The organism is Streptomyces sp. NPDC044033, assembly GCF_056434425.1.
The window spans coordinates 316,913-337,729 of the sequence record NZ_JBWKFF010000005.1 but is presented as its reverse complement, the minus strand read 5'-3'; the positions used below and the strand labels follow the sequence as shown (position 1 = coordinate 337,729).

The 20,817-nt window shown below is 72.1% G+C and carries 20 protein-coding genes; 9 read left to right on the top strand and 11 right to left on the bottom strand.

The window, feature by feature from the left end; genetic code table 11:
- Positions 1-35: 35 nt before the first annotated feature.
- Positions 36-713 carry a DNA methyltransferase gene (locus AC07AB_RS13000; protein WP_478564602.1) on the top strand — a complete coding sequence of 226 codons (678 nt, stop codon included), beginning with the start codon at positions 36-38 and terminating at the stop codon, positions 711-713.
- Here the strand turns inward: AC07AB_RS13000 and AC07AB_RS12995 are convergent.
- Genes AC07AB_RS12995 through AC07AB_RS12965 form a run of 7 tightly spaced genes read right to left on the bottom strand, consistent with a single transcriptional unit; the run spans position 619 to position 9,443 of the window.
- Complete coding sequence (locus tag AC07AB_RS12995) at positions 619-1,773, bottom strand: glycosyltransferase (RefSeq protein ID WP_478564599.1); 1,155 nt, start codon at positions 1,771-1,773, stop codon at positions 619-621. The genes AC07AB_RS13000 and AC07AB_RS12995 overlap by 95 nt on opposite strands.
- Positions 1,770-2,750, bottom strand: a complete 981-nt coding sequence (surE, locus tag AC07AB_RS12990; protein WP_478564596.1) for a 5'/3'-nucleotidase SurE — start codon at positions 2,748-2,750, stop codon at positions 1,770-1,772. Before surE ends, AC07AB_RS12995 begins: the two co-directional genes overlap by 4 nt.
- Positions 2,751-2,796: 46 nt before the next feature.
- Positions 2,797-3,831 carry a GTP 3',8-cyclase MoaA gene (moaA, locus tag AC07AB_RS12985; protein WP_478564594.1) on the bottom strand — a complete coding sequence of 345 codons (1,035 nt, stop codon included), beginning with the start codon at positions 3,829-3,831 and terminating at the stop codon, positions 2,797-2,799.
- A complete protein-coding gene (locus AC07AB_RS12980; RefSeq protein WP_478564592.1) occupies positions 3,803-5,071 on the bottom strand; it encodes a deoxynucleoside kinase in 1,269 nt (422 codons plus the stop codon). The genes moaA and AC07AB_RS12980 overlap by 29 nt, the downstream gene beginning before the upstream one ends.
- Before the next feature lie 8 nt (positions 5,072-5,079).
- Positions 5,080-7,731, bottom strand: coding sequence for an MBL fold metallo-hydrolase (locus AC07AB_RS12975; protein WP_478564590.1), 2,652 nt, complete (start codon positions 7,729-7,731; stop codon positions 5,080-5,082).
- Positions 7,732-7,741: 10 nt separating this feature from the next.
- Complete coding sequence (locus AC07AB_RS12970) at positions 7,742-8,560, bottom strand: non-canonical purine NTP pyrophosphatase (RefSeq protein ID WP_478564588.1); 819 nt, start codon at positions 8,558-8,560, stop codon at positions 7,742-7,744.
- 31 nt (positions 8,561-8,591) lie between these two features.
- On the bottom strand, positions 8,592-9,443 hold the full coding sequence (locus AC07AB_RS12965) for an SDR family oxidoreductase (protein ID WP_478564586.1): 852 nt from the start codon (positions 9,441-9,443) through the stop codon (positions 8,592-8,594).
- A gap of 187 nt (positions 9,444-9,630) precedes the next feature.
- Between AC07AB_RS12965 and AC07AB_RS12960 the strand changes: the two genes are divergently transcribed.
- Positions 9,631-11,760, top strand: a complete 2,130-nt coding sequence (locus AC07AB_RS12960) for a DUF2264 domain-containing protein (protein WP_478564584.1) — start codon at positions 9,631-9,633, stop codon at positions 11,758-11,760.
- Between the two features lie 30 nt (positions 11,761-11,790).
- On the opposite strand, the gene AC07AB_RS12955 is transcribed toward AC07AB_RS12960, so the two are convergent.
- Complete coding sequence (locus AC07AB_RS12955) at positions 11,791-12,597, bottom strand: acyl carrier protein (protein ID WP_478564582.1); 807 nt, start codon at positions 12,595-12,597, stop codon at positions 11,791-11,793.
- A 244-nt stretch (positions 12,598-12,841) separates the two neighbouring features.
- Between AC07AB_RS12955 and AC07AB_RS12950 the strand changes: the two genes are divergently transcribed.
- Entirely contained in the window at positions 12,842-13,888 is a 1,047-nt protein-coding gene (locus tag AC07AB_RS12950) for a phosphotransferase family protein (RefSeq protein WP_478564580.1), read from the top strand.
- 217 nt (positions 13,889-14,105) lie between these two features.
- Here the strand turns inward: AC07AB_RS12950 and AC07AB_RS12945 are convergent, their stop codons facing one another.
- On the bottom strand, positions 14,106-14,531 hold the full coding sequence (locus AC07AB_RS12945; RefSeq protein ID WP_478564578.1) for a hypothetical protein: 426 nt from the start codon (positions 14,529-14,531) through the stop codon (positions 14,106-14,108).
- Positions 14,532-14,939: 408 nt separating this feature from the next.
- On the opposite strand from AC07AB_RS12945, the gene AC07AB_RS12940 reads away from it, so the two are divergent.
- The 3 genes from AC07AB_RS12940 (at position 14,940) to AC07AB_RS12930 (ending at position 17,928) form a co-directional block, all read left to right on the top strand.
- A complete protein-coding gene (locus AC07AB_RS12940) occupies positions 14,940-15,545 on the top strand; it encodes an ArsR/SmtB family transcription factor (protein ID WP_478564576.1) in 606 nt (201 codons plus the stop codon).
- Positions 15,542-16,879 carry an MFS transporter gene (locus tag AC07AB_RS12935; protein ID WP_478564573.1) on the top strand — a complete coding sequence of 446 codons (1,338 nt, stop codon included), beginning with the start codon at positions 15,542-15,544 and terminating at the stop codon, positions 16,877-16,879. Before AC07AB_RS12940 ends, AC07AB_RS12935 begins: the two co-directional genes overlap by 4 nt.
- 188 nt (positions 16,880-17,067) lie before the next feature.
- Positions 17,068-17,928, top strand: coding sequence for an endo alpha-1,4 polygalactosaminidase (locus tag AC07AB_RS12930; protein ID WP_478564570.1), 861 nt, complete (start codon positions 17,068-17,070; stop codon positions 17,926-17,928).
- Positions 17,929-18,009: 81 nt separating this feature from the next.
- Here the strand turns inward: AC07AB_RS12930 and AC07AB_RS12925 are convergent, their stop codons facing one another.
- Positions 18,010-18,207, bottom strand: a complete 198-nt coding sequence (locus AC07AB_RS12925) for a CsbD family protein (RefSeq protein WP_478564567.1) — start codon at positions 18,205-18,207, stop codon at positions 18,010-18,012.
- Between the two features lie 303 nt (positions 18,208-18,510).
- Between AC07AB_RS12925 and AC07AB_RS12920 the strand changes: the two genes are divergently transcribed.
- The 3 genes from AC07AB_RS12920 to AC07AB_RS12910 all read left to right on the top strand — a co-directional run bounded on the left by AC07AB_RS12920 (position 18,511) and on the right by AC07AB_RS12910 (position 20,555).
- Positions 18,511-19,371, top strand: coding sequence for a cyclase family protein (locus AC07AB_RS12920; RefSeq protein ID WP_478564564.1), 861 nt, complete (start codon positions 18,511-18,513; stop codon positions 19,369-19,371).
- Positions 19,361-20,062: a methyltransferase gene (locus AC07AB_RS12915; RefSeq protein ID WP_478564561.1), complete on the top strand. Its 702-nt coding sequence runs from the start codon at positions 19,361-19,363 to the stop codon at positions 20,060-20,062. Before AC07AB_RS12920 ends, AC07AB_RS12915 begins: the two co-directional genes overlap by 11 nt.
- Positions 20,063-20,240: 178 nt before the next feature.
- Positions 20,241-20,555: a hypothetical protein gene (locus AC07AB_RS12910; RefSeq protein WP_478564558.1), complete on the top strand. Its 315-nt coding sequence runs from the start codon at positions 20,241-20,243 to the stop codon at positions 20,553-20,555.
- A gap of 23 nt (positions 20,556-20,578) precedes the next feature.
- On the opposite strand, the gene AC07AB_RS12905 is transcribed toward AC07AB_RS12910, so the two are convergent.
- Entirely contained in the window at positions 20,579-20,788 is a 210-nt protein-coding gene (locus tag AC07AB_RS12905) for a hypothetical protein (RefSeq protein ID WP_478564556.1), read from the bottom strand.
- Positions 20,789-20,817 lie beyond the last annotated feature (29 nt).

Here is a 20,817-nt window from a genome sequence, read left to right as displayed (position 1 = left end):
CATTCCGTATCGGACCACCAAGGAGAAGCGAATCCATGACCGATGCTTCGACCACGCGTGACGACGGGCAGCGAGCCGGTCGGCGCTCGTGGCAGATGATCGACGGGGCGCTGGAGGCCATCGACTATCCGGGGCCGACGGACATGCGCTTTCCGGAATCCCTGGCCGCGTACGCGGTGGAGAACTTCTCCCGCCCGGGCGACTGGGTCCTCGACCCGTTCTGCGGCTTCGGCACCACGCTCACCGTGGCCGACCGGCTGGGCCGCGAGGCTGTGGGGTTCGAACGCGACGGCCAGCGCGCCGCCTTCGCCAGGACGCGGCTGCCCGACCCGTCGCGCCTCCTCGTCGCGGACGCGGAGCACGCCGACGCGGGGCCCTGGCCCCCGTTCGCGCTGCTGCTGACCAGCCCGCCGTTCACCAGTTTCCGCACCTCCGTCGGGCGCGACGGCCACGACACCCATCTCGGCGACGCGCGACGGATCTTCGCGGGGCTTACGCGCTTCCTCGCCCCGGGGGCGACGGTGGCGATCGAGGTGTCCCAGTTGCGGCGCCCCGAATGGCGCTGGACCCGCCCGCTGGTGTGGGAGTTCGGCATGCTGCTGGGAGAGCTCTTCCACTTCAGCGAGGACATCGTTTTCGTGCAGACAGGGTCCGACCACGCGGCTCCCGGCTATCACCACACCCACCTCCTGGTGTTCCGCCACGAACCGTGACGGCCGCCAGCAGGTCGCGGGCGATCGCGGCGGCCCCGGTCCCCTCCGCGCCGGAAGAGGAAGGTGCGACGGCGCGGGCGCCCGCGCCCAGTACGGCGGCGAGGCCGTCCGCGATGGAGTGCGCGTCCGCCTCGGCCACCGTCGCGTTCAGCCGTGCGCCGGCGGCCCGCAGGTGCACCCGTTGGTCGTCGAAGTCGCGGACCCCGGGTACGGCCACGGTCGGCACCCCGGAACGTACGAGTTCCTGAACGGTGTTGTAGCCGGCGTGGGTGATGGCGGCAGTGGCGTGCCGGTAGATGTCGTAGCCGGGCCCGAGATAGGGGGCGATCCGTACGGGGCCGGGCAGGCCGGGCGGCACCAGGACGTGTCCGTCGAAGTGCGGGCCGGTGAGCACCAGGACGTCGACGCCCTCGGGGGCGTCGCGTAGCGCGTACGCCCGTACGCCGTGCAGTGCGGCGTTGAGGAAGCCGGCGGCGTCCGCGTGGCCGCCTCCGCCGGCTACCACCGCGATCTTCATCGCGGTGTTGCCGGGTGGCCATGGCGAGCGCGTATCGAGCAGGCGGCGCACGACGTTGTCCACCCCCACCAGGCGGACTCCGTGCTCCACGACCTGCCGTTCGGGGTCGCCCAGCAGATAGACGCGGTCGATGGCGGGCGTGTGGTGGGCGACCCACGCCGCGGGGTCGGGCCGGTTGCGCTGGAAACGATGGACCAGGAACTGGGGGCAGCCCAGTTCGGCGGCGCGCTCGTACAGCTCCCGCTGCACCGTCACATCGTGCAGTACCACGTCGTCCGGGCGCAGCGCCTGGGCGATCAGCGCGTGGGCGAGGCGGTGGTCGACGGCGGGGCCAGTGCCGTGCAGGGGCTCGCCGACCAGGCTGTCGGCGTCGGTGGGGATGACCGTCTGGCAGAGGCCGTAGTCATCGATGAGCCGTTGGTGGCGCTCGGTGAGCAGGAGAGAGCCCCAGCCCCGGGCGTGGAGCTCAGTATGGACGGCGATGAGGCGCGAGACGTGTCCCAAGCCCCGGCCCCAGGTGAAAGAGGCGACGCGGCGATTCATGACGGCTCCCGGGCGAGTGCGGCACGTTGTCGGCCCGCGGTCGATTCCTGATCCGCAGTGGATTCCCGGCCTGGGACGGATTGCTGAGCCGCGGCAGATTCTCGGCCCGGGACGGATTCCTGAGCCGCGGCGGGTTCTCGGATCGCGGTCTGGCTCGCCGTGCGATCCGGGTCCCCGGTGGATCCCTGGCCCGCGCCGCGTCCCGGGTCCGCGACGGGGAGCGGGAAGAGGGCTTCGGTGTCCTCGCCGATCGGGCGCAGCGGCGTCACGGTCGCATAGCCGGCGGCGAGGAGGGCCGCCTCGCCGTCGTCGCCGTGTGCGGCCGACTGGTGGGAGGCGTACAGGAGTTGCGGGCCGATGCGCTGGATGGTGAAGCGGCTGTCCGCGTAGGCGCCGAGCCCGGCGCGCACCACTCCGGCCAGCCGGTGCGCGGGCACGTTCGGTACGTTCAGGTTCCACAGCGGCGGTGGCTGCCGCCGCCTCCTCCGCGCGGCAGCCAGGATGCCGGGCAGTACGGCCGCCAGGGCGTCGAGCGCCGTGTCCCAGTGGTACGGCGCGCCGTGGCTGAGGGAGACGGCGACGGCCGGCCTCCCGTACTGGGTCGCGGTGAGCGCGGCGCCCACCGTGCCGGAGTGCACCACGGCCGGGCCGATGTTCGCTCCGGGGTTGATGCCGGACAGGACCAGGTCGGGCGCCGGTCCGAAGGCGCCTTGGCAGGCCGCCGCCACGATCAGCCCCGGCGGGGCCGCCACGGCGTGCACGGGGGCCCCGGCCGGCCCCGCCGGAGCGCAGGTCCGGGTGGGCACGAGCCCGTCCGAGGGGACCGCGCGGCTGGTGCCGCAGCCGCTCTCGTCCCTTTCCGGGGCCGCTACGACCACGTCGAAGCCCTGGTCGCGGAGGTAGCGGGCCAGCCGGTGCAGGCCCTCGCCCGCCACCCCGTCGTCGTTGGTCACCAGGACTCTGGTGGCTACCGTCATGCGGTGCTCCTGCCCCGGTGCCGCCGGGCCGGTCGGCGCATCGGGGTCAGCCGCCGATCATGGACATGCTGCGGTCGGGGCGGACGAAGTCGGGGTGGTTGATCTTGTGTCCGGGCCACTTGTGCCAGAGGGCTTCGCGGATCATCCGCTCTAGTCCGGGGTCGTCGGCGTCCGAGCGGAGCGCGGCGCGCAGGTCGGTCTCCTCCAGAGCGAACAGGCAGACGCGGAAGGCCCCTTCGGCGGTGATGCGCATGCGGTTGCAGCTCTCGCAGAAGGGGTTGGTCACCGAGGGGATGAAGCCCAGGGCGCCGGGAGCGCCGTCGGCGAACCGGAAGGAGGTGGCCGGCTGGGGCGAGTTCTGGGCGACGGGGACGAGGTCGAAGACGGAGGAGACGGCGGCCAGCGTCTCCTCGGCCGGCACCACCTTCTCGCGTTCCCAGGTCTGTTCGGCGTCGAGCGGCATGTACTCGATGAAGCGCACGTCGTAGCCGCCCTCCCGGGCCAGGCGCGCGAAGTCGACCGCTTCGTCGTCGTTGGTCCCGCGGATGACCACACAGTTGATCTTGATCGGGTCGAGCCCCGCTTCCCGGGCGGCCTCCAACCCCTTGGTGACCTTGGCGAAGGCGTCCCGCCGGGTCATCTCGGCGTAGCGGTGGCTCAGCAGCGAGTCGCAGGAGACCGTGACGCGCCGCAGCCCGGCCTCGCGCAGCGGTCCGGCGAGTCTGTCCAGCAGTAGCCCGTTGGTGGTGATGGAGACGTCCACCCCCTCCAGCGCGCACACGCGCCGCACGATCTCGGGCAGCTCGCGGCGTACGGTCGGCTCCCCGCCCGTGATCTTGAATTCGCGCACGCCCAGGGAGTGGAAGAGGCGGGCCAGGCGGTCGATCTCGTCGACGCTGAGGATCTCGTCCTTCTCCAGCCAGGGCAGTCCCTCGGCCGGCATGCAGTAAGTGCAGCGCAGATTGCACTTGTCGATGACCGAGATCCGCAGATCTCCCGCGACGCGGCCGAAGGTGTCGGTGAGCGGGCCCTCGGTGGGGGCGGGGCCCGGGTTACGCCAGTCGTACGTGGGTGCGGCCATGGCTGTTGCTCCTCTTCTGGACGGGGTTCTGGACTGAGTTCTGGACGGGGTTCTGAGTGGGGCCCTCGGTGAGGTTCTCGATGGGCTCCTCGCTGGGGGCGGAATCCGCTTCCGGGACCACTTCCCGGAAGCGCTCCAGCACTTGGCCGGGCGACATCTCGGAGGCGTCGAGATGGTGCACCGGCACGCGCGACGACAGCTCTTCGGCCACGTCTTCGAAGCACTGCGACACCAGGGACACGTAAGAACTGGTGAAGGAGCGCTCCAGGACACGGTCGCGGCGCCGCATCCGGCGCATCAGCACGTCCGTACGGGCCGTCAGGTGCACCACGGCCGCCGGCGGCGGCAGCGCCGAGGTGATCAGGTGGTGGTAGCGGTAGTAGGTCTCGTACTGCTGCGAGCTCAGCGCGCCGCTCAGCCGCATCGCCTTCGCGTACGCCAGCGAGCTGTGCACGTCCTGGTCCAGCACGCTGCCGCTGCCGGTGCGCAGGTTCTGCAGTACGCGCAGCAGCAGGGTCTCCATCTGGCAGAGGAGCGCCGAGCCGCTGTCGCCGCGCAGATAGCGGGTCAGGTAGTTCTCCCGTGCCCCGCCGCGCCCCCGGCCGCGGCTGACCGGGACGATGTCCCGCACATGTCGGGTCCGCGGCGCGCGGGCGGTGTGCCGCTTGAGCAGCGTGCTCTTGCCCACGGCGGGCGGTCCCAGGACCACGATGGGGGCCGGGGCCGCCTCCCGCCACAGGGCCGGGACCGGACCGATCAGAAGCCGTGCCGCGCGCTCGATGTCGGCCACGGGCGAATCGTCCTCGGCCGCCGGGCGGGAGAGCCGGTGCGCCTCCTCACTCAGGCAGTGTGCGGCCGCCGGTTCCAGCTCGCCGTCCGCGATGCTGTCCAGGGCCCGCCACCGCAGGTGGGGGCCGGGCGGCCGGGTGGTGGCCGTACCGCGCCGCCATGCGAATACCCGCAGGTCATAGGGTTCCTCGCGGTGCGGGCCGGAGGGGAGATACAGCTCGGTGAGGTAGTCCAGTCGGGCGCCGGACACGCGTTGCCGGCAGGCGCGCCCGGCGGCTGCCGCGGCGGCTTGCCGTGCCGTGCCTCCGGCAGGAACCACGGCCCAGGGGAGGCCGACGGCCCCGGACCCCGTTGGCGGGTCGGTGAGCAGGACCCGGCCTCGGCTGTCGAGGATCACGCATGCGGCGCGGCGGTGGGCGGGGCGGTGCCCCGGTGGCAGGTCGGTGAGCATCGCGTTCCTCACGGCTCGGTCGGCAACAGGCGGGGATCTGGGGCGGAATCGGAGCTCGGATCGAGGGCAGGGCCTGAGCCGGGGCCTGGATCGGGACCTGGATCGGGGGCGGAATCGAGACCGGGATCAGGATCGGAATCGGGGTCGGGGGCACGGTCGGAATCGGGGTCGGGATCGCGGTCGGGGGCGGAGTGGGTCGGTGCGGTACGCGGAGGGTCTGCCGCCCCGTCCGGCACTCGGGTACGGGCCAGGCGCGCCAGGGACAGCAGGGCCACCCGCTCCGCGAACGCGACCGGGTCCACCTCCCGTCCGGCACGCGTATATGTCTCCCGCGGCGGCAGCAGCCAGGAGAAGCGCGCGTCGCCGCGGAGCAGCGCGTCCAGGACCGCGGCTCCGGCGGTCTGCGGGGCAGGCGCGGGGGTGTGCCACCTCGCCCACACCCGGAAGTCGGGCCGCTCCCACGTGCCGTCCGCCCCGCCTCCCCCGAGAAGGGCGGTGGTCGCTTCCGATCCGTCTCCGACCAGCCCGTGCACTCGGCATCCGGGCGACTCCTCCACCCACAGGGTTCGGCTCGGCGAGCCGACTGCCCGTACGGGCGGGATGCCCAACCACCAGCATTGTTCTGCCGGGCTCCCGCCGGCCGTTCCCAAGGGCGGTGCCGGATCGAGGATCTCTCCGCGCCACCCCCGGCGCGCCAGGTCGGCGCGCAGCCGGTCGGCCGAGACGGGAAACAGTGAGGCGGCGCGCCACCGCGGCACTCGGGCCCCTTCGGGGAGGGCGCGCAGCACCTGCCACCGGCGGATCGGCGAGGCTTCGATGTTGGTCAGCAACTGGCGGTAGGACGCGGCGGGGAACCGCACGCCGCCGCCGAGGTGCGGTTGCGCCTCGACCAGGCAGGCCAGCAGCAGAAGCCCCAGGCCGTCGTCGGGTTGGGTCCGGGGCGCGGGCCACGGGGCGCGTCCGAGCACACCGGCATAGCGGCACCGGTCCCCGTCGATGACGGTGCCCGAGGCGTGGCCCGGGTCCTCGCCGCGCGCCAGGCACCGTCCGATGCGCGCCCACACGGTGTGCTGCCCCGGTACGTGCGTTGGCGGGAGTGCGGGACGTTCAACGAGGCCGGGGGGTCTGTGGAGTTCAGGGGGTTCAGGGGCTTCAGGGAATTCCAGCGAAGGGTGGAGCGTACGAGAGCGGGCCGCGGTGGGCGACCGGACCGGACGCCCGTGCAGACACGCCTCGATCTCGCTGTCCAGCTCCGCCGGCGGGGACCCGAGACGGGTACGGAGCAGCAGGGCGGACAGTCCGATGCCGGAGAGGGCCACTGCGCCGTGGGCGGGCAGCGGGTCGTGTCGGCTGGTGATCAGCGCCGGGCCCGGGGCGGCGTCGGCGGCCGGGCCGGGCCGGATCTCGCGCAACCGGCCGCCGTACTGCGCGGCGGAGTAGCCCAGTCGGCCGGTCAGAAGGTCGTCCAGGTCACTGGCGGCGACCGCCACCTCGATGTCCGGCACGGTCGCGGGCGGTTCCGCGGTGAGGCGGCCCGACGCCCACAGCCGCATGGTCCGTACGGCCGCGGGGAGCGCGCGCGAGTCCACCACGACGAAGCGGTAGACGGTCTCGCGCAACCGGCCGTGCGCGTTCGCGGCGAGTTCCCCGAGGGCGGGCGCCGGGGAGGGGAAGGGACCGGCGCTTTCCTCGTCGGCGGGCGGGAGACCCAGCAGTCGGTCCAGCGACTGCCCGGCTTCGGCAGGCCGGTCCCTCGATGGCGCGGCCCGGTGTTCCGCGGCGAGCGGCCCGATCCGGGAGCCGGGGTGGTACGCGCGGTCGCGGTGCTCGCCTGTGGCGTGTACCCATGCCAGCGCGTTCCGCTCCCGCCGCACGCCCGCCGTGGACGTCACGGTGATCCGGTCCCCCGGTTCGGCGCGCAGGATCTTCCGGTTCGGATCGTCCGCGCTCAGGACCTGGTCCACGAGGTCGGGCGGTACGGGGAATTTGTGGGCGTTGAGCCAGGCCGCGTCGCCGAGCCCGTACTGCCCCTCGGGCAGCGGGGCCACATGGGCAGGGCGGGCCTGAGCCAGCAGCGCCGTCAGCGGTTCCGCCCAGTCCGCGTCCGCCCCTGGCGGCTCCCCCTCCACGCTGCGGGTCTCCATGATCGGCTGGCAGGGCATCAGGAGCAGATCCGGCGGTCCGGCCTCGGTCAGCCTCTCCACCCAGGCAGGGGTGACCAGGCTGTCGACCATGTGCCACACGAAGCGGTCCGGCGTACGGACGGCCAGGCCGTGCTCCGGGCCGTCGAAGGTCGAGGGCGTCCACATCAGCTCCAGCCCCGGGCGCGGGGTGAGCGTCATCCAGTCGTGCACCACGGCCGTATCGGTGAAGCCGAGTCGCCGCAGGGCGTGGGCGATGCGGGGGTCGTCGGGGTGCAGCACCGGCAGGGTGCGGTCCAGGCGGTGGAGGGAGGCGATGTCGAAGTGGTCGCGGTGGGAGTGGGAGATCCATACCGCGTCGGGCCGAGGGATGGCCCGAGTCAGGATCCGCCGGGCGGGAGCGAACCCCATCAGCCCTCCGCGGTAACTGTCGTGCAGATGCGGATCGCACAGCAGCGTGAAGCCGTGCGCGCGCACCAGCACCGTGGCGTGTCCCGCGATCTCGATCGTGACGGACATGCCGGGCTCCTCACCGGTTCCGCAGGGCTCGGCCGGTCCCGCCCGGCGTGACGCGGCTCCGGACTTCCGCCCCACTCGGCCTGACGCGTACCTCGTCGGCGGTTCCGCCCGGACTGACGCGTACCTCACCGTCGGTCCCACTCGGCCTGACGCGTACCTCACCGTCAGTCCCGCCCTGCCTGACGCGCACCTGAGCGTCAGTCCCGCCCGGACCGACCAGGCCCTCGTCAGCACCCGGGGATCTCGCGCCGATCCCCAGTCGCGCGGCCAGTCCGCGGAAGGCCCGTCCCCGGCAGTACAGCGCGGCCTTCTCCTCCGCCGTCATCTGGCCGAGCGTGCGCCCGTCCCCCTCGTCGGGTACGAACACGGCGTCGTAACCGAACCCGGCGTCGCCGCGCGGCCATTCGGTGATGCGCCCGCGGGCCACGCCCTCGCCGACCACCCGTCGGCCGTCCGTATGGCACAGCAGGGCCACGGTCCGTACCCGCGCACCGCGCTGCGCCGCGGGCACGCCCGCCATCTCCGCCAGCACCTTCGCCGTGTTCTCGGCGTCGTACGCGCTCTCGCCCGCGTAACGGGCCGAGCGCAGCCCGGGGGCGCCGCCGAGCGCGTCCACTTCCATCACCGTGTCGTCGGCGATCGCGGGACACCCGGTGGCGCGGGCCACCGCGACGGCTTTGAGGTAGGCGTTCTCCTCGACGGTCGTCCCGTTCTCGACGACGTCGGGGATCCAGGCGGGCCTGGGCAGGAGGTCCAGGCAGCCGTCCAGCAGGGCGCGGATCTCGGCGGCCTTGGCCGGGTTGGCGGTGGCCAGAACTGCTCGCAGCATGCGGGGCTCCTTCAGCGGGAGAAGGTGGGGGTCATCGGGCGTCGCGCCGTCCCGGCAATGTCGCCGGCTCCGATCTGCTGTGGCCCATGGCGAGGTAACCGCCGTCGACGGGGAGGTCGGCGCCGGTGATGAAGGTCGCGCCCGGGCCGCACAGGAACAGCACGGCGGCGGCGACCTCCTCCGGCTCCCCCACGCGCCGCAGCATGTGGTGTTCACCCAGTACGGGCCCCCAGCCGGCCCGATCGCCTCCCGTCATCCGCTCGATCTCGGGGGTCCACACCAGCCCCGGGGAGACGCTGTTGACCCGGATGCCGTCGTCGGCGAGGTCGAGTGCCTGACAGCGGGTCAGCGCCAGCAGCGCCCCCTTGCCGGCGCTGTACGTCCACTGGCCGGGCTGCGCGATGTGCCCCGAGATCGACGCGACATTGACGATGGCGGCGCCCTGGGCCAGGCGCAGCAAGGGCCCCAGTTCGGCGGTCATCATCGCGCTGCCCTTGACGTTGGTCCCCAGGCTCTGGTCCCACTCCTCGGGCCGGGCCCGCGCGTCGCGGGCCAGGAAGGTGGCCGCGCAGTTGACGAGCGCGCGCACCGGCAGCCCGACGGCCTCGGCGGCCCGCGCTGTCGCGCGGCAGTCCGCCTGCCGCGAGATGTCGCCTTCCACCGCGGTGGCCTTCCCCTCCAGCTCCTCGGCCGTGCGGTGCAGGGGGTCGGCGTCCCGGTCCATCAGGACGACGTGCGCTCCCGCCGCGGCGAAGGCGTGCGCCGTGGCGCGGCCGATGCCGGACGCCCCGCCAGTGATCACGCAGGTCGTGTCGGCGAAGTCCGGTACCGGTCGCCGCGCGGCCGGCGACGCGCTGCCGGAGGCGGTGATTGGCGCTGTCATGGCCTGTCCCAAAAACTCGACGGTGCGGCGCTCGCGACATGCGCGAGCCACCTACACGTACCAATAGTGATGACACGACCACGTTCCGCAACCGCAGCGGGATTGTGCCGCCCCGGCTGACCGGCCGCGCCCCAGCGGTCCCCAGACCCCGGCGGTCCCCACACCCCGGCGGGAAAGGAAGGCAGAGTTGAGCAGATCTCCGGAGCCGCGCCCGCCCCGTCTCCTCCTCCCCCCGGAGGACCGCCTCCGCTCCCCCCACACCGGGTGGACGCGGGCCCACTGGGAGGCCGTCGCCGATCACTTGCTGGACGCGCTGCGGCCGTACATGAGCCCGTACGGAGCAGCGGTGCATCCGCCGGGGGCGCCCAGTTGGTCCGGTCGCCGCGTCGACGGCCTGGAGGGCTTCGCCCGCGGCTTCCTCCTCGTCGCCATCCGCCTCGCCGGCGCCGGGGGCGCGGACCCGTCCAGCAGGTCCGAGCGCTGGGCGCGGGGGTTGGTCGCCGGGACCCGCCCCGACGGCCCCGAGGCGTGGCCGGACATCGCCGACGGCTCCCAGCAGATCGTGGAGGCCGCGGGGATCGCGCTCTCCCTCCACCTGTCCAGGCCGTGGCTGTGGGACCGGCTCGCCCCGTCCGAACAGGACCGCGTCGCCCACTGGCTCACCGGTGTGGCAGGCCGGCGCACCAGGGACAACAACCACGTGCTCTTCCAAGTCGTGGTGGAGGAGTTCCTCTGCTCCATCGGGGCGCTGTCCGACCGGGCGGGCATCGAAGCGGGGCTCGCGCGTGTGGACGAGTGGTATCGGGGCGACGGCTGGTACCAGGACGGCCCGCGGCGGCGCCGTGACTACCGCGACGCCGATGGCGGAAGGATCCGCTCACTGCCCGGCGCGGGTTACGACGCCGGGGAGCGCTTCGACTACTACAACGCGTGGGGCTTCCATCTCTACACCCTGCTGTGGGCGCACATCGCGGGTACGGGTGGGCACGTCCGCGCCGGTGTCTACCGGGAGCGGCTGCGCGCGTTCCTGACGCAGTACATCCACCTGTTCGGCGCGGATGGCGCCCCTGTGCACCACGGCCGGTCGCTCCCCTACCGGTTCGCCTCGCTCGCCCCCGTCTGGCTCGGCGCCTGGGCCCATGGCAGCGGCCGGGAGGACGCGGAGCCGCCCTTGCCGCCCGGTCTCACCCGCCGGCTGGCGAGTGCCACGCTGCGCCACTTCGTACGGCGCGGCGCGCCGGACCCGCGGGGGCTGCTGCCGCTCGGGTGGTACGGGGAGTTCTCACCCGGCACGCAGGCGTACAGCGGCCCGGGGGCGCCGTACGCCGCGAGCAAAGGCTTCCTGGGGCTGCTCCTCCCGCCGGACCACCCCGTGTGGACCGCTGCCGAGAGCCGGCTGCCCATCGAGGACGGGGACTGCGTCAGGCCGCTCCCCGCGCCCGGCTTCCTCATTCACGGCACCCGGCGGGACGGTCTGGTGCGGCTGCTCAACCACGGCAGCCACTACCTGACGGCCCCGCCGGCCACGCACCGGGACGATCCGCACTACGCCAAGCTCGCCTACTCCTCGCGTACGGGGCCGGAAGTCGGCGAAGCCGCGCGCGAACGGCTCGACAACCACATCGCCCTGGTCTCGCCCGCCGGGCAGGTCTCGCGGCGCGAGCGCATCCACCGCGTGATCGTGGCCGATGGCTACGCCGCGTCCTGGCACCGGCCGCGACTCGACGACGACGCGTCGCCCGGCGGTCGCCGCGACGAGCTCCGTAACGGCTCCTGTGGTGAGTCGGGGAGCAACTGCCGTATCGACAGCGTGTCCATCGTGTGCGACCAGTGGGAAGTCCGGGTGCACCGGGTCGTCGCGCCGACGGGATGGACGGTCCGCGAGGGCGGCTATGCCCTCGCGGACCGGACGCGGCCGACCGCACGTACGACAACTCACCCTGGAGAAGGGGCACTTGCCGCGGTCCGGCGTACCGACGGCCTGGTCAGCGCCGTCTTCGGGCTGCACGGCTGGACAGCGGGCGGCGTGCGGCACGGGGCCGGCACGAATGCCTTCGGTCCCCTCTCAGCGGTGCCGTACGTCTCCGGGCCCGTGGGCCCCGCGGGCGAAGCCGTTTACGTATCGGCCGTCCTGCTCGGCGAATACGCCGACCGCGCCCTCGACGAGGTGCTTCCGCGGGGGATCTCCGTGACGGTGGACGGCCTCGCGGTGCACCTCCAAGCACCCCCTGGGCGGCGGCGGTTGCTGGTCAGACCGGGAACGCCGCGGCCCGTCGTCACCGACCGCGCCACGGCGGCCGGTGACGGAACGCGGTAGGCGACAGGCGGGGGCCGAAGGGCGCGTGAGTCACCGGGGGACGTTCTTGACCGGCAGTTCCTTGCTCGCGCCCGCGATGTAGTAGTCCTTGGGGGCGGAGAAGAGGACGAAATCGTGGTCGTCTTTCCTGATCTTGGCGCGGACGGTGAAGTTGCCGTTCGCGTCGGCGGTGGCCTGCGCGTTGGACTCGGTCTCGTAGTACGTCCGCAGCAGAACCCGGGTGCCCTTGACCGATCCGTGCCCGGCAGGCCAGGCGACCTTGCCGGTGACGGTGAGGGTGTCGCCGGGGTGCAGTTTGGTCTTGTCGGCCTTGTAGCTGATGGTGCTGGTGACCGGCTGGACGGTCACCGAGGTGTCGGCGAAGAAGAAGTGGCCGTCATCAGGGTCGCCGGGGTCGTACGACGCCCGGAATTCCACCTCGTGGCTGGGGATCGGGAACTTGCTCTCCGTGTTCTCCCAGCGGTCCGCCCGGACGCCCGAGAGCGCGAACCGCCCCTGGGCGTCGGTGCGGAGGGTTCCCAGGCTGCGGGATTCCCGCTCGTTCGGATCGATGGGGTCGCCCCACGGGTTCCAGGTGTCGAACGTGACGTTCTGGCCGAGCTGGACCGGCACGTCCGCCGCGGGGGTGCCGTCGGCGCGGTTCACCGTTCCGGTGAGGTCGACGGTGCGGTGCGTGAAGTCGGTCGTCGCGGCGCTGCTGGAGAGGGTGACCTTGAAGGGGTCCTCCGGCTCGGCGGAGGCGTCCGCTCCGTGGGCGGCCGGTATGCCGATGGCGGTGGTGGCCATGGCGAGGGCGGCGGCGGTGGCCAGCCGGGCGAGCGGTATACGGGTATTCACAGGGGCTCCGCGGGTGTTGTGGGTCGCCGGTGGTTCCGGCATCTGCTTCGACATGCGGTACGCCGTCTGCGGTTGTAGGGATCGCGGGGAGTGCATGGGCTGTTCAACGGCTGGTCGCCTGCTGGGCTTCTGCCGCCGGCGCGGCGCCGGGTGAACGGAGGACCCGTCGTCGGCCCGGCCTCCGCTCGTACCGGGAATCGCCGTGCCCCACGGCCGTCACGGGCGCGTGGAAGGATGATCCTTCATGGGATCACCGCTGGTGTTCGGGGACGGGTTGCGGGCCGAGTTGGGGGCGCCCGAGCGCTCTCGCAGGCTGGAGAGCAGCCCTCGGTCGCGTGTGTGGCACGTCGAACTGCCCCGCGCATCGGGGCCATCGGGGAAGTCGGCGGTGGTGAAGCAGCTCGTCGAGGGCCCCGGCGCCGACGAGCGGTACGCCCGCGAGGTCACCGCTCAGCGGATCGCGACCCGCGCCGGGACCCCCGTGGCACCCGCGCTGCTGGCCACGGATCCCGCGGAGCGGATGCTCGTACTGGAACATCTGGAGCACCGGCGCCCGTCCGGCGACTGGATCGTCGGCTACGCGACCGCGTTGGCGCGGCTGCATGCCACCGCCCGCCCGGAGGACGCGGGGGCGCTCCCCCGGTGGCGTGGCCCGGACCGGGCCGACATCGAGTCCTTCCTCGGGCTGGCGGAAGCCCTCAAGTCCCCTGTCGCTCCTGGTGTTTCCGGCGAACTCCACGACCTCGTGTCCCGCCTCGGCCGGGCGCCCGGCCATGCCCTCCTCCACGGGGACCCCTGTCCTGGAAATGACCTGCACACCGCCACGGGGATCAAGTTCATCGACTTCGAGCAGGCGTCGCTGGGCAACGGCTTGACGGAGCTGGCCTATCTGCGCATCGGATTCCCGACCTGCTGGTGTGTCACTTCGGCATCCGCGCCGCTGCTGGAACGGGCGGAGCGCGCGTACCGCACGACGTGGCGCACCGCGACCGGCTCCGAGCCCGAGGGCGACCTCGCCGACGCGTGCACCGGTTGGCTGCTCCGCGGCGACGCCCTGGTCGAGCGCGCCCGCCGCGAAGGCGCCGACCACCTGGCGCGGATCCCGCACCAGGACTGGGAGTGGGGCACCGCGACGGCTCGACAGCGGCTTGTCCACCGGCTCGGCGTCGTCAGCCGGATGACCGCCGCACACGCCTCGCTCGGCGGCGTGAGCGGTCTCACCGCCGATATGCGCCGCCGCATGGTCACCCGCTGGCCCGCACTTCGGCCGGTCCCGGCAGAACGGCCGTAGCGAACGACCGCAGAGGCCGGCCGGCGACGCGGCCGAGGCGGCATCGCGGCTGAGGATGAATCACGGCCGAGGATGAATCACGGCCGAGGCGGCATCGCGGTCAGCTCTGCGGCGCGCCGGGGTGGGAGCGGTGCCGGTCCACGACCCCGGCGCGCAGGCGCTGGACGGCCTCGGCTGGATCGACCGCCTCAACGGGGGCGGCCGGGGGACTCCGATGTCAGCTGATCAGGACACGCGAACCGCAATCCTTGACGTCCTCAGTCCCCTTGCAGATGTAGACAAAGCTGTTTCCCGAGGTCGGGACATCGGCCTGGGCCTTGACCGGAACGGAGCCCGGACCGCACGAACTGGCGGACTTCTCGAAGCTGGCGCCGCTCTGGTCGCCCCACTGGAACCACAGCGTGGAACAGCCCGGCCCGGTGTTTTTGAACGTGCCCTCGACGGTAATCCGCTGAAAGAAGACGAGAGGCTTGTTGGTATGGGTGCCGGCGGCCGATGCGCTGCCCTGGGACACCTGCCAGGGAGACGTCTTGTCCGCCACCTGGGCCGTGGGCGAAGCGGCCACCGCCGATTGCGCGAAAGCCGTCAGGGAGAGGGCGGAGAACAAGGCTGCCATTACGGTGACGCGTCCACGTGTACGCATGTCGCATTCCTCCGGTCAACTGATCGAACTGCTTGCGGATCTTGAGCCTAGGCAGCCCTCGACGACGGAATAAATGACTCCGCGATGTGTGGCGGAAAACGATCGATGGTGTGCTCACCGATTCCGCCCGTACCGCAATTCAGCGCTGAAAGCTGAGGAAATCCAGATATCGGCCGCACCGAACACCCTCGCCTCGCCGCCGGCCCTCCCAGCCGGAGCCAGGGCGCCGGCCGGCCTCCCGGAACCGGCGGCCCGGTAGGCGCGGGACGAGCGGGCGGTCCGGCACCTGGAGCCCCGAGGCCCCGTACAGCCTTCTCCGCGGACGCACCTCTGCGGAGATCTCCATGCAGAGACCTCTATGCAGAGAAACCTTTGCAAAGGAGTCTCTGCAACACGTACTGTCCCGGTATGCCTTCCGAAGACGACGTCACCCCGCGATCCGTCAAGCCCACCCGGCGCCTCGACGCCCACAGCCTGCGCGGCCTGGCGCATCCCCTGCGGATGCGGATCTTCGAGCTGCTGAGTCTGGACGGCCCGGCCACCGCCACCGGACTCTCCGAACGCGTCGGGCAGAACACCGGGACCGTGAGCTGGCACCTGCGCCACCTCGCCGAGCACGGGTTCATCGAGGAGGAGACCGGGCGGGGCACGAAGCGCGAGCGCTGGTGGCGGCGGGCCGATGCCACGAACGAGCTGAACATGGCCGACTTCCACGACGAGCCGGACGCGCGGGGCGCGTTGTCGGTCTACCTCCACGAGCTCGTGCAGCAGTACTTCAGCCGCGTCACGAACTACCTCAGCGAGGACTGGGACGACACCTGGCGGAGCGCCGGCACCGTAGCCGACTGGCCCGACCTGCGCATGACACCGGACCAACTGGCGGCGCTCAACGCGGAGCTGATGGCCGTCGTCGCCCGCCACACCCCCGCCCCGGACGCCGTACCCGACCCGAGCGCGTCGCCCGTGGTCGTACAGCTCCAGTCCTTCCCCCGCCATGAGCGCGGCTCCGCGTGAACGCGACCGAACGCGGCGGCCTCCTTCGACGGCATCGCGACTTCCGGCTGCTGTGGTGCGGCGAGACAGCCGGCAAGTTCGGCGCGTCCGTCACCGGGGTGACCATGCCGCTGATCGCCGTCTCCGTCCTCCACGCCGGCACGTTCGAGGTCGGGCTGCTGACCGCCGCCGCCTGGACTCCGTGGCTGGTCATCGGGTTGCCTGTCGGTGTGTGGGTGGACCGGTCGCGGCGCCGGCCGATCATGCTGGGCGCCGCCGCGACCTCCTTCGTCCTGTTCGCGGCCGTCCCGGCCGCCGCGGCCGCGGGCCGGCTGAGCATCGGTCTGCTGCTGGCCGTCGCGCTGCTGACCGGCACGGCGACGGTGTTCTTCCAGACCGCCTACAGCGCCTATCTCGCCACCCTGCTGGACCCCGCCGACCAGCCCGAGGGCAACGCCAAGCTGCACGGCAGCGCGTCCGCCGCACAGATCGCCGGGCTCAGCTCCGGCGGCCTCATCGCGCAGTTCGCGGGAGCGGTCAACGGGATGTTCGCCAACGCCGCGACGTTCCTCGTCTCCCTCCTCTGCCTCTCCGGCATCCGGCACACGGAGCCGCGCGTTCCCAGGTCGCCGCGCGCCACCGCCGGGCCGGAGGGCCACCGCGGCGCTCTGGCCGGTGAGCTCGCCGAGGGGCTGCGGCTGGTCGCGGGCGACCCCTGGCTCCGTACACTGACGCTCTTCGGCGCGGCTTCCAACCTCGCCCTCATGGGGTACCAGTCGATCAGAGTGGTCTTCCTGGTCAAGACCGTCGGGCTGTCCTCCGGGGCGGTCGGCGCGCTCGTCGCGGCGGCCGGCGCCGGAGGCGTCGCCGGGGCCTTCGCCGCGCGCCGGGTCGCCGGGCGGATCGGTACGGCCCGCGCGACGCTCCTCTTCGAGCTGGGGCTCCCCCTCTTCGCCCTGCTCATCCCGCTCACCACGAACGGCGCCGGAATCCTGTTCTTCGTGGCGGGCGGGTTCTGCGTCTCGGCCGGCGTCGTGGCCGGCAACGTCATCAAGGCGAGCTTCCAGCAGCGCTACTGCCCACCGGAGCTGCTCGGCCGGACCACCGCGACCACGGCGTTCCTCAACTACGGAACGATCCCCCTCGGAGCGCTGCTGGGCGGCGCGCTGGGCACCGCGCTCGGCCTCCGCACCGCGATGTGGATCACCACGGCGGGGATTCCGCTGGCCGCGCTGATCCTGCTCTTCTCGCCGATCCGCCGGGCCAGGGACCTGCCGACCTCCCGCCGTCGGCCGAAGCCAGAATCGAACGGTCCGCAGGACCCCGCGCACGAGCCGGCCTCGTCCCCCCGATAGGCAGCCGGGCCTCCGCCCATCTGGTGGCCCGCTGCTGCTCGGAGGCCCCGCGGCGCTGCCCGGCGACCGGCGCGGAGCCGGGGGGAACGCAGCCGCGGAGCGGAAGCGGGCACCGTCTCGGAGCCGGGGCGACACGGCCGCTGTTCGAATCCAGTCGATCAGTATGGAAAGCTGAACCCGTGCTTCCCATGTCCATCCGGTCCACCGGAACCCTGGCTCTGTCCCTGGTACTTATCACCGGCTGCTCCGTCGGCGCCTCCAAGTCCACGCCCGAGGCTCCCTCGAAATCCACTGAGAAGAGCGTGTCCGTGGAGTCCAGCGCGGACGGGGTCCGCCTGCCTCAGGCCGGCGCCTCCTTCGACTACCAGCTCGGCGGGCCGTACACGCCCCCGGACGGCGTGCGGGCGGTCTCCCGCGACCGTACGGCCAAACCGGCCGCCGGCCTGTACAACGTCTGCTACGTCAACGCTTTCCAGACTCAGCCCGGCGACGCGATCGGCTGGTGGAAGGACAACCATTCCGACCTTCTCCTGCGCGACTCCGACGACGAACTGGTCGTCGACGGCGACTGGGAAGAACCGCTCCTCGATATCTCCACCCCCGAGAAGCGCAAGGCTCTTCTCAACATCGTCGGCCCCTGGATCGACGGCTGCGCCCGCGCCGGTTTCGACGCCGTGGAACCCGACAACCTCGATTCCTACGAGCGCTCCGACGACCTGCTCACGGAGGACGACGCCGCGGCCTTCGCCAAGCTCCTGGCCCGCCGGGCCCACGACCAGGGTCTGGCCATCGCCCAGAAGAACACCACCGATCTCATCGACAAGCACGGCACGATCGGGTTCGACTTCGCCGTCGTCGAGGAATGCGCGCATTACAAGGAGTGCCCGTCCTTCACCTCTGCCTACAAGGGCAAGGTCTTCGACGTCGAGTACAAGCGGAAGGATTTCACCGACGCCTGCCACGCCTGGGGCAAGGAACTGTCCATCAACCTGCGCGACCGCGACGTGGTTCCCGCCGGCAAGAAGGGCTACGTCTCCAAGCGCTGCTGATCGAGCGGCCTTTCGCGGTGCGTGTGGTGAGTTCTACGCACGAGGGGCGCTGCCGTCGCGGCAGCGCCCCTCGTGTGCTGTTCAGGATTCGTCGCGGTTGTCGCTCAACGAGTCCTTCACGCCGTCGGCGCGGTCCTTCACATCGTCGACCGCGCCCTTGACCTTGCCCTTGGCCTGGTCGGTCTTGCCTTCGGACGCCATCCGGTCATTGCCGGTGGCGTTCCCTACGGCCTCCTTGGCCTTGCCCTTGATCTTGTCCATGGCGCTGCTGTCACCCACGGGAGACTCCTCACGGTCGGGATCACTGACGAACCCAAAGTAGTACAAATGACTCGATGAGGTCCATCGGGGCCCATCGACGCGACATCTGCCGCTCACGCTTCTGCGGAAGCGTGCAGGGGCGGGTGCCCGGAGACCCGCCGTTTAACCGGCCCGGCCTCGCGTCGAGGGCCGGCTCGACGCCGACCGGGTCGCGGTCGCGGTTTGCGGGGGCCGCGACCGGTGTATCGATCAGGCACCCCCGCGGGTGCACCGATCCGACATCCGGGGCATGACACAGCAATCCGACCGGAAGGCGTGGACATGGCCCTGCTCGACTCCCTGGTATCGGCCCTCCTGAGCGGGGCGGTGGAGGTGGTCGACCTCACCACCCCGCTGAGCGAGAGCACCCCCGTCATCGAGCTGCCCCCCGAACTGGGCCAGGCGCGGCCGTTCGAACGGGAGCTGATCAGCCGGTACGACGAGGCCGGGCCGGAGTTCTTCTGGAACAACCTCCGGCTCTCGGAACACACCGGCACCCACTTCGACGCCCCCGTCCACTGGCTGTCCGGCCGCGATCTCGACGACGTCGCGTCCGTACCGCCGGCCCGGCTGGTGGGGCCCGCAGCCGTCCTCGACTTCCGCGCCCAGGCCGCCGCGGACCCCGACTACCTGCTCACCCGCGACGACCTCGACGGCTGGGTCGAACGGCACGGACCGCTGCCCGAGCACGGCTGGCTGCTCCTCCGTACGGGCTGGGACGCCCGCGCGGACGACCGCCACCGGTACCTCAACGGAGGCCACAGCCCCGGCATCGCACCCGAGTGCGCCCGCTGGCTGGCCGAGGAGACGTCGGTGCTGGGCATCGGCGTGGAGACCGTCGGCATCGACGCGGGAGCGGCCGGGTCCTTCGCCGACCGGCCGTTCCCCTGCCACTGGCACCTCCTCGGCGCGGGGAAGTACGGGCTCACCCAGCTCCGCAACCTGGAACGCCTGCCCGCCAAGGGCTCGATGGTGATCGCGGCGCCGCTGCCCATCGTCGGCGGCTCCGGCAGTCCGGCCCGCGTCCTCGCGCTGGTCGAACCAGCCGAGACGCCGCCCGAGGCACCGGTCGGGACGCAGACCGGGACACGGGCCGACTCGGACGCCTCCGGAAGCGAACGGCGGATGCGCGGTGAGCGATGACCCGGGGATGGAGCGCAGCCGCGAACTGCTGCGCCGCCACCAGGAGAACACCCTGCGGCAGGCCCACACCTTCACCGCCCTGCACAAGGAGTGGGACGTCCTCCCCGGCGTCTTCTCCCCCGAATTCACCCCGGTGACGGCCCTGTTCACCAGCTGGCTCCCCTACCCGGCCGGCGGCTCCTTCCTGGACGTGGGCTCCGGTACCGGAGTCACCGCCGTCTGGGCGGCGTTGCACGGCTGCCGACGCGTCGTCGCCCTGGACATCAACCGCGCCGCCGTGGAGAACACCCGCGCCAACGCGCGCCGTCACGACGTGACCGACCGGCTCACCGTCCTCCACAGCGACCTGTTCACCGCGCTGCCGCCGGACGCGGAGTTCGATGTCATCTTCTGGAACTCCAACTATGTGGAGCCCCCTGCGGACTTCCCCCTCGACACCGAGCTCCATCACGCGTTCTTCGACCCCGGGTACGCCGCGCACCAGCGCTTCCTCGCCGAGGCGCCGGCCCACCTGGCCCCCGACGGCCGGCTCCTGCTCGGTTTCAGCGACGTCGGCAACCACACGCATCTCCGGCGGTTGTGCGATACGTACGGGCTCACGCTCTCCACCCTCCGCTCCGAGGTGCGCGAGCTGCACATGACCGTGGAATTCCAACTCCTGGAGCTGACCCCGGCCCGTCACCGTCGTTGACCCCGCGTGCTGTCACCCCATCGGGTCTCTTGACAGGCGTTTCGACGCGAAGCCGTCGAGTGTCGGCGAATCTTGCCTGCGGCCGGTTCACCGGGACCGGCCTCGGGCTGCCTTCGCAGCACACAGGATCGCCTGGGATCACTATCGCCCGGGATCACCGAGGAAGGGAATTCGCACTGTGAGGTTCCGCAAGCGCGCCACCGCCGGCCTGATGGCCGCATTCCTGATGGGCGGCGGTCTGGCCATCGCCCCTGCCGCCACTGCCGCCGCGGCCCCCGCCATCAAGATCGCGGGCACCGCCCCGTCCTGCGTCGGCCGGGATGTCATCAAGCACAAGAAGTACGTGAAGGTCACGAACAGGTGCGGCCGGGCGATGCACCTGAAGGTCGTCATCGACTGGGGGCCCGACTCGCGGTGTCTGACGTACCAGAACGGTGAGCAATGGGAGTGGCACTGGGGCCGCGGCTCGTACGGCAAGGTCGTCACCTGCTGAGCCGCTGCCCGTCACCCCTGTGATCACGGCCGTGGCCCCGGCGACGCACACCGGGGCCACGGCGGGGCCTGGCAGCCGTGCCGCTCGCCCGCACCGGCCGGATCGTGCCCGGCCGAGACGCCGTACGGCGAGTGGGCGCCCAGGCAGCCGTCGGTGAGGGCGTGGTGCCGACCGCGCGGGTCCCCGTCGTCGAGCGGGCCGGCGGTCGCCGCGAATTCGGCCCGGCGCGGCATGCTCCGTACACGGCCATGGGCCCATTCCC

Coding starts and splice junctions, on each gene's coding strand:
- AC07AB_RS13000 (WP_478564602.1), top strand. CDS start 36: ATGACCGATGCTTCGACCACGCGTGACGACGGGCAGCGAGCCGGTCGG.
- AC07AB_RS12995 (WP_478564599.1), bottom strand. CDS start 1,773: ATGAATCGCCGCGTCGCCTCTTTCACCTGGGGCCGGGGCTTGGGACAC.
- surE (WP_478564596.1), bottom strand. CDS start 2,750: ATGACGGTAGCCACCAGAGTCCTGGTGACCAACGACGACGGGGTGGCG.
- moaA (WP_478564594.1), bottom strand. CDS start 3,831: ATGGCCGCACCCACGTACGACTGGCGTAACCCGGGCCCCGCCCCCACC.
- AC07AB_RS12980 (WP_478564592.1), bottom strand. CDS start 5,071: ATGCTCACCGACCTGCCACCGGGGCACCGCCCCGCCCACCGCCGCGCC.
- AC07AB_RS12975 (WP_478564590.1), bottom strand. CDS start 7,731: ATGTCCGTCACGATCGAGATCGCGGGACACGCCACGGTGCTGGTGCGC.
- AC07AB_RS12970 (WP_478564588.1), bottom strand. CDS start 8,560: ATGCTGCGAGCAGTTCTGGCCACCGCCAACCCGGCCAAGGCCGCCGAG.
- AC07AB_RS12965 (WP_478564586.1), bottom strand. CDS start 9,443: ATGACAGCGCCAATCACCGCCTCCGGCAGCGCGTCGCCGGCCGCGCGG.
- AC07AB_RS12950 (WP_478564580.1), top strand. CDS start 12,842: ATGGGATCACCGCTGGTGTTCGGGGACGGGTTGCGGGCCGAGTTGGGG.
- AC07AB_RS12945 (WP_478564578.1), bottom strand. CDS start 14,531: ATGCGTACACGTGGACGCGTCACCGTAATGGCAGCCTTGTTCTCCGCC.
- AC07AB_RS12940 (WP_478564576.1), top strand. CDS start 14,940: ATGCCTTCCGAAGACGACGTCACCCCGCGATCCGTCAAGCCCACCCGG.
- AC07AB_RS12930 (WP_478564570.1), top strand. CDS start 17,068: ATGTCCATCCGGTCCACCGGAACCCTGGCTCTGTCCCTGGTACTTATC.
- AC07AB_RS12920 (WP_478564564.1), top strand. CDS start 18,511: ATGGCCCTGCTCGACTCCCTGGTATCGGCCCTCCTGAGCGGGGCGGTG.
- AC07AB_RS12905 (WP_478564556.1), bottom strand. CDS start 20,788: ATGCCGCGCCGGGCCGAATTCGCGGCGACCGCCGGCCCGCTCGACGAC.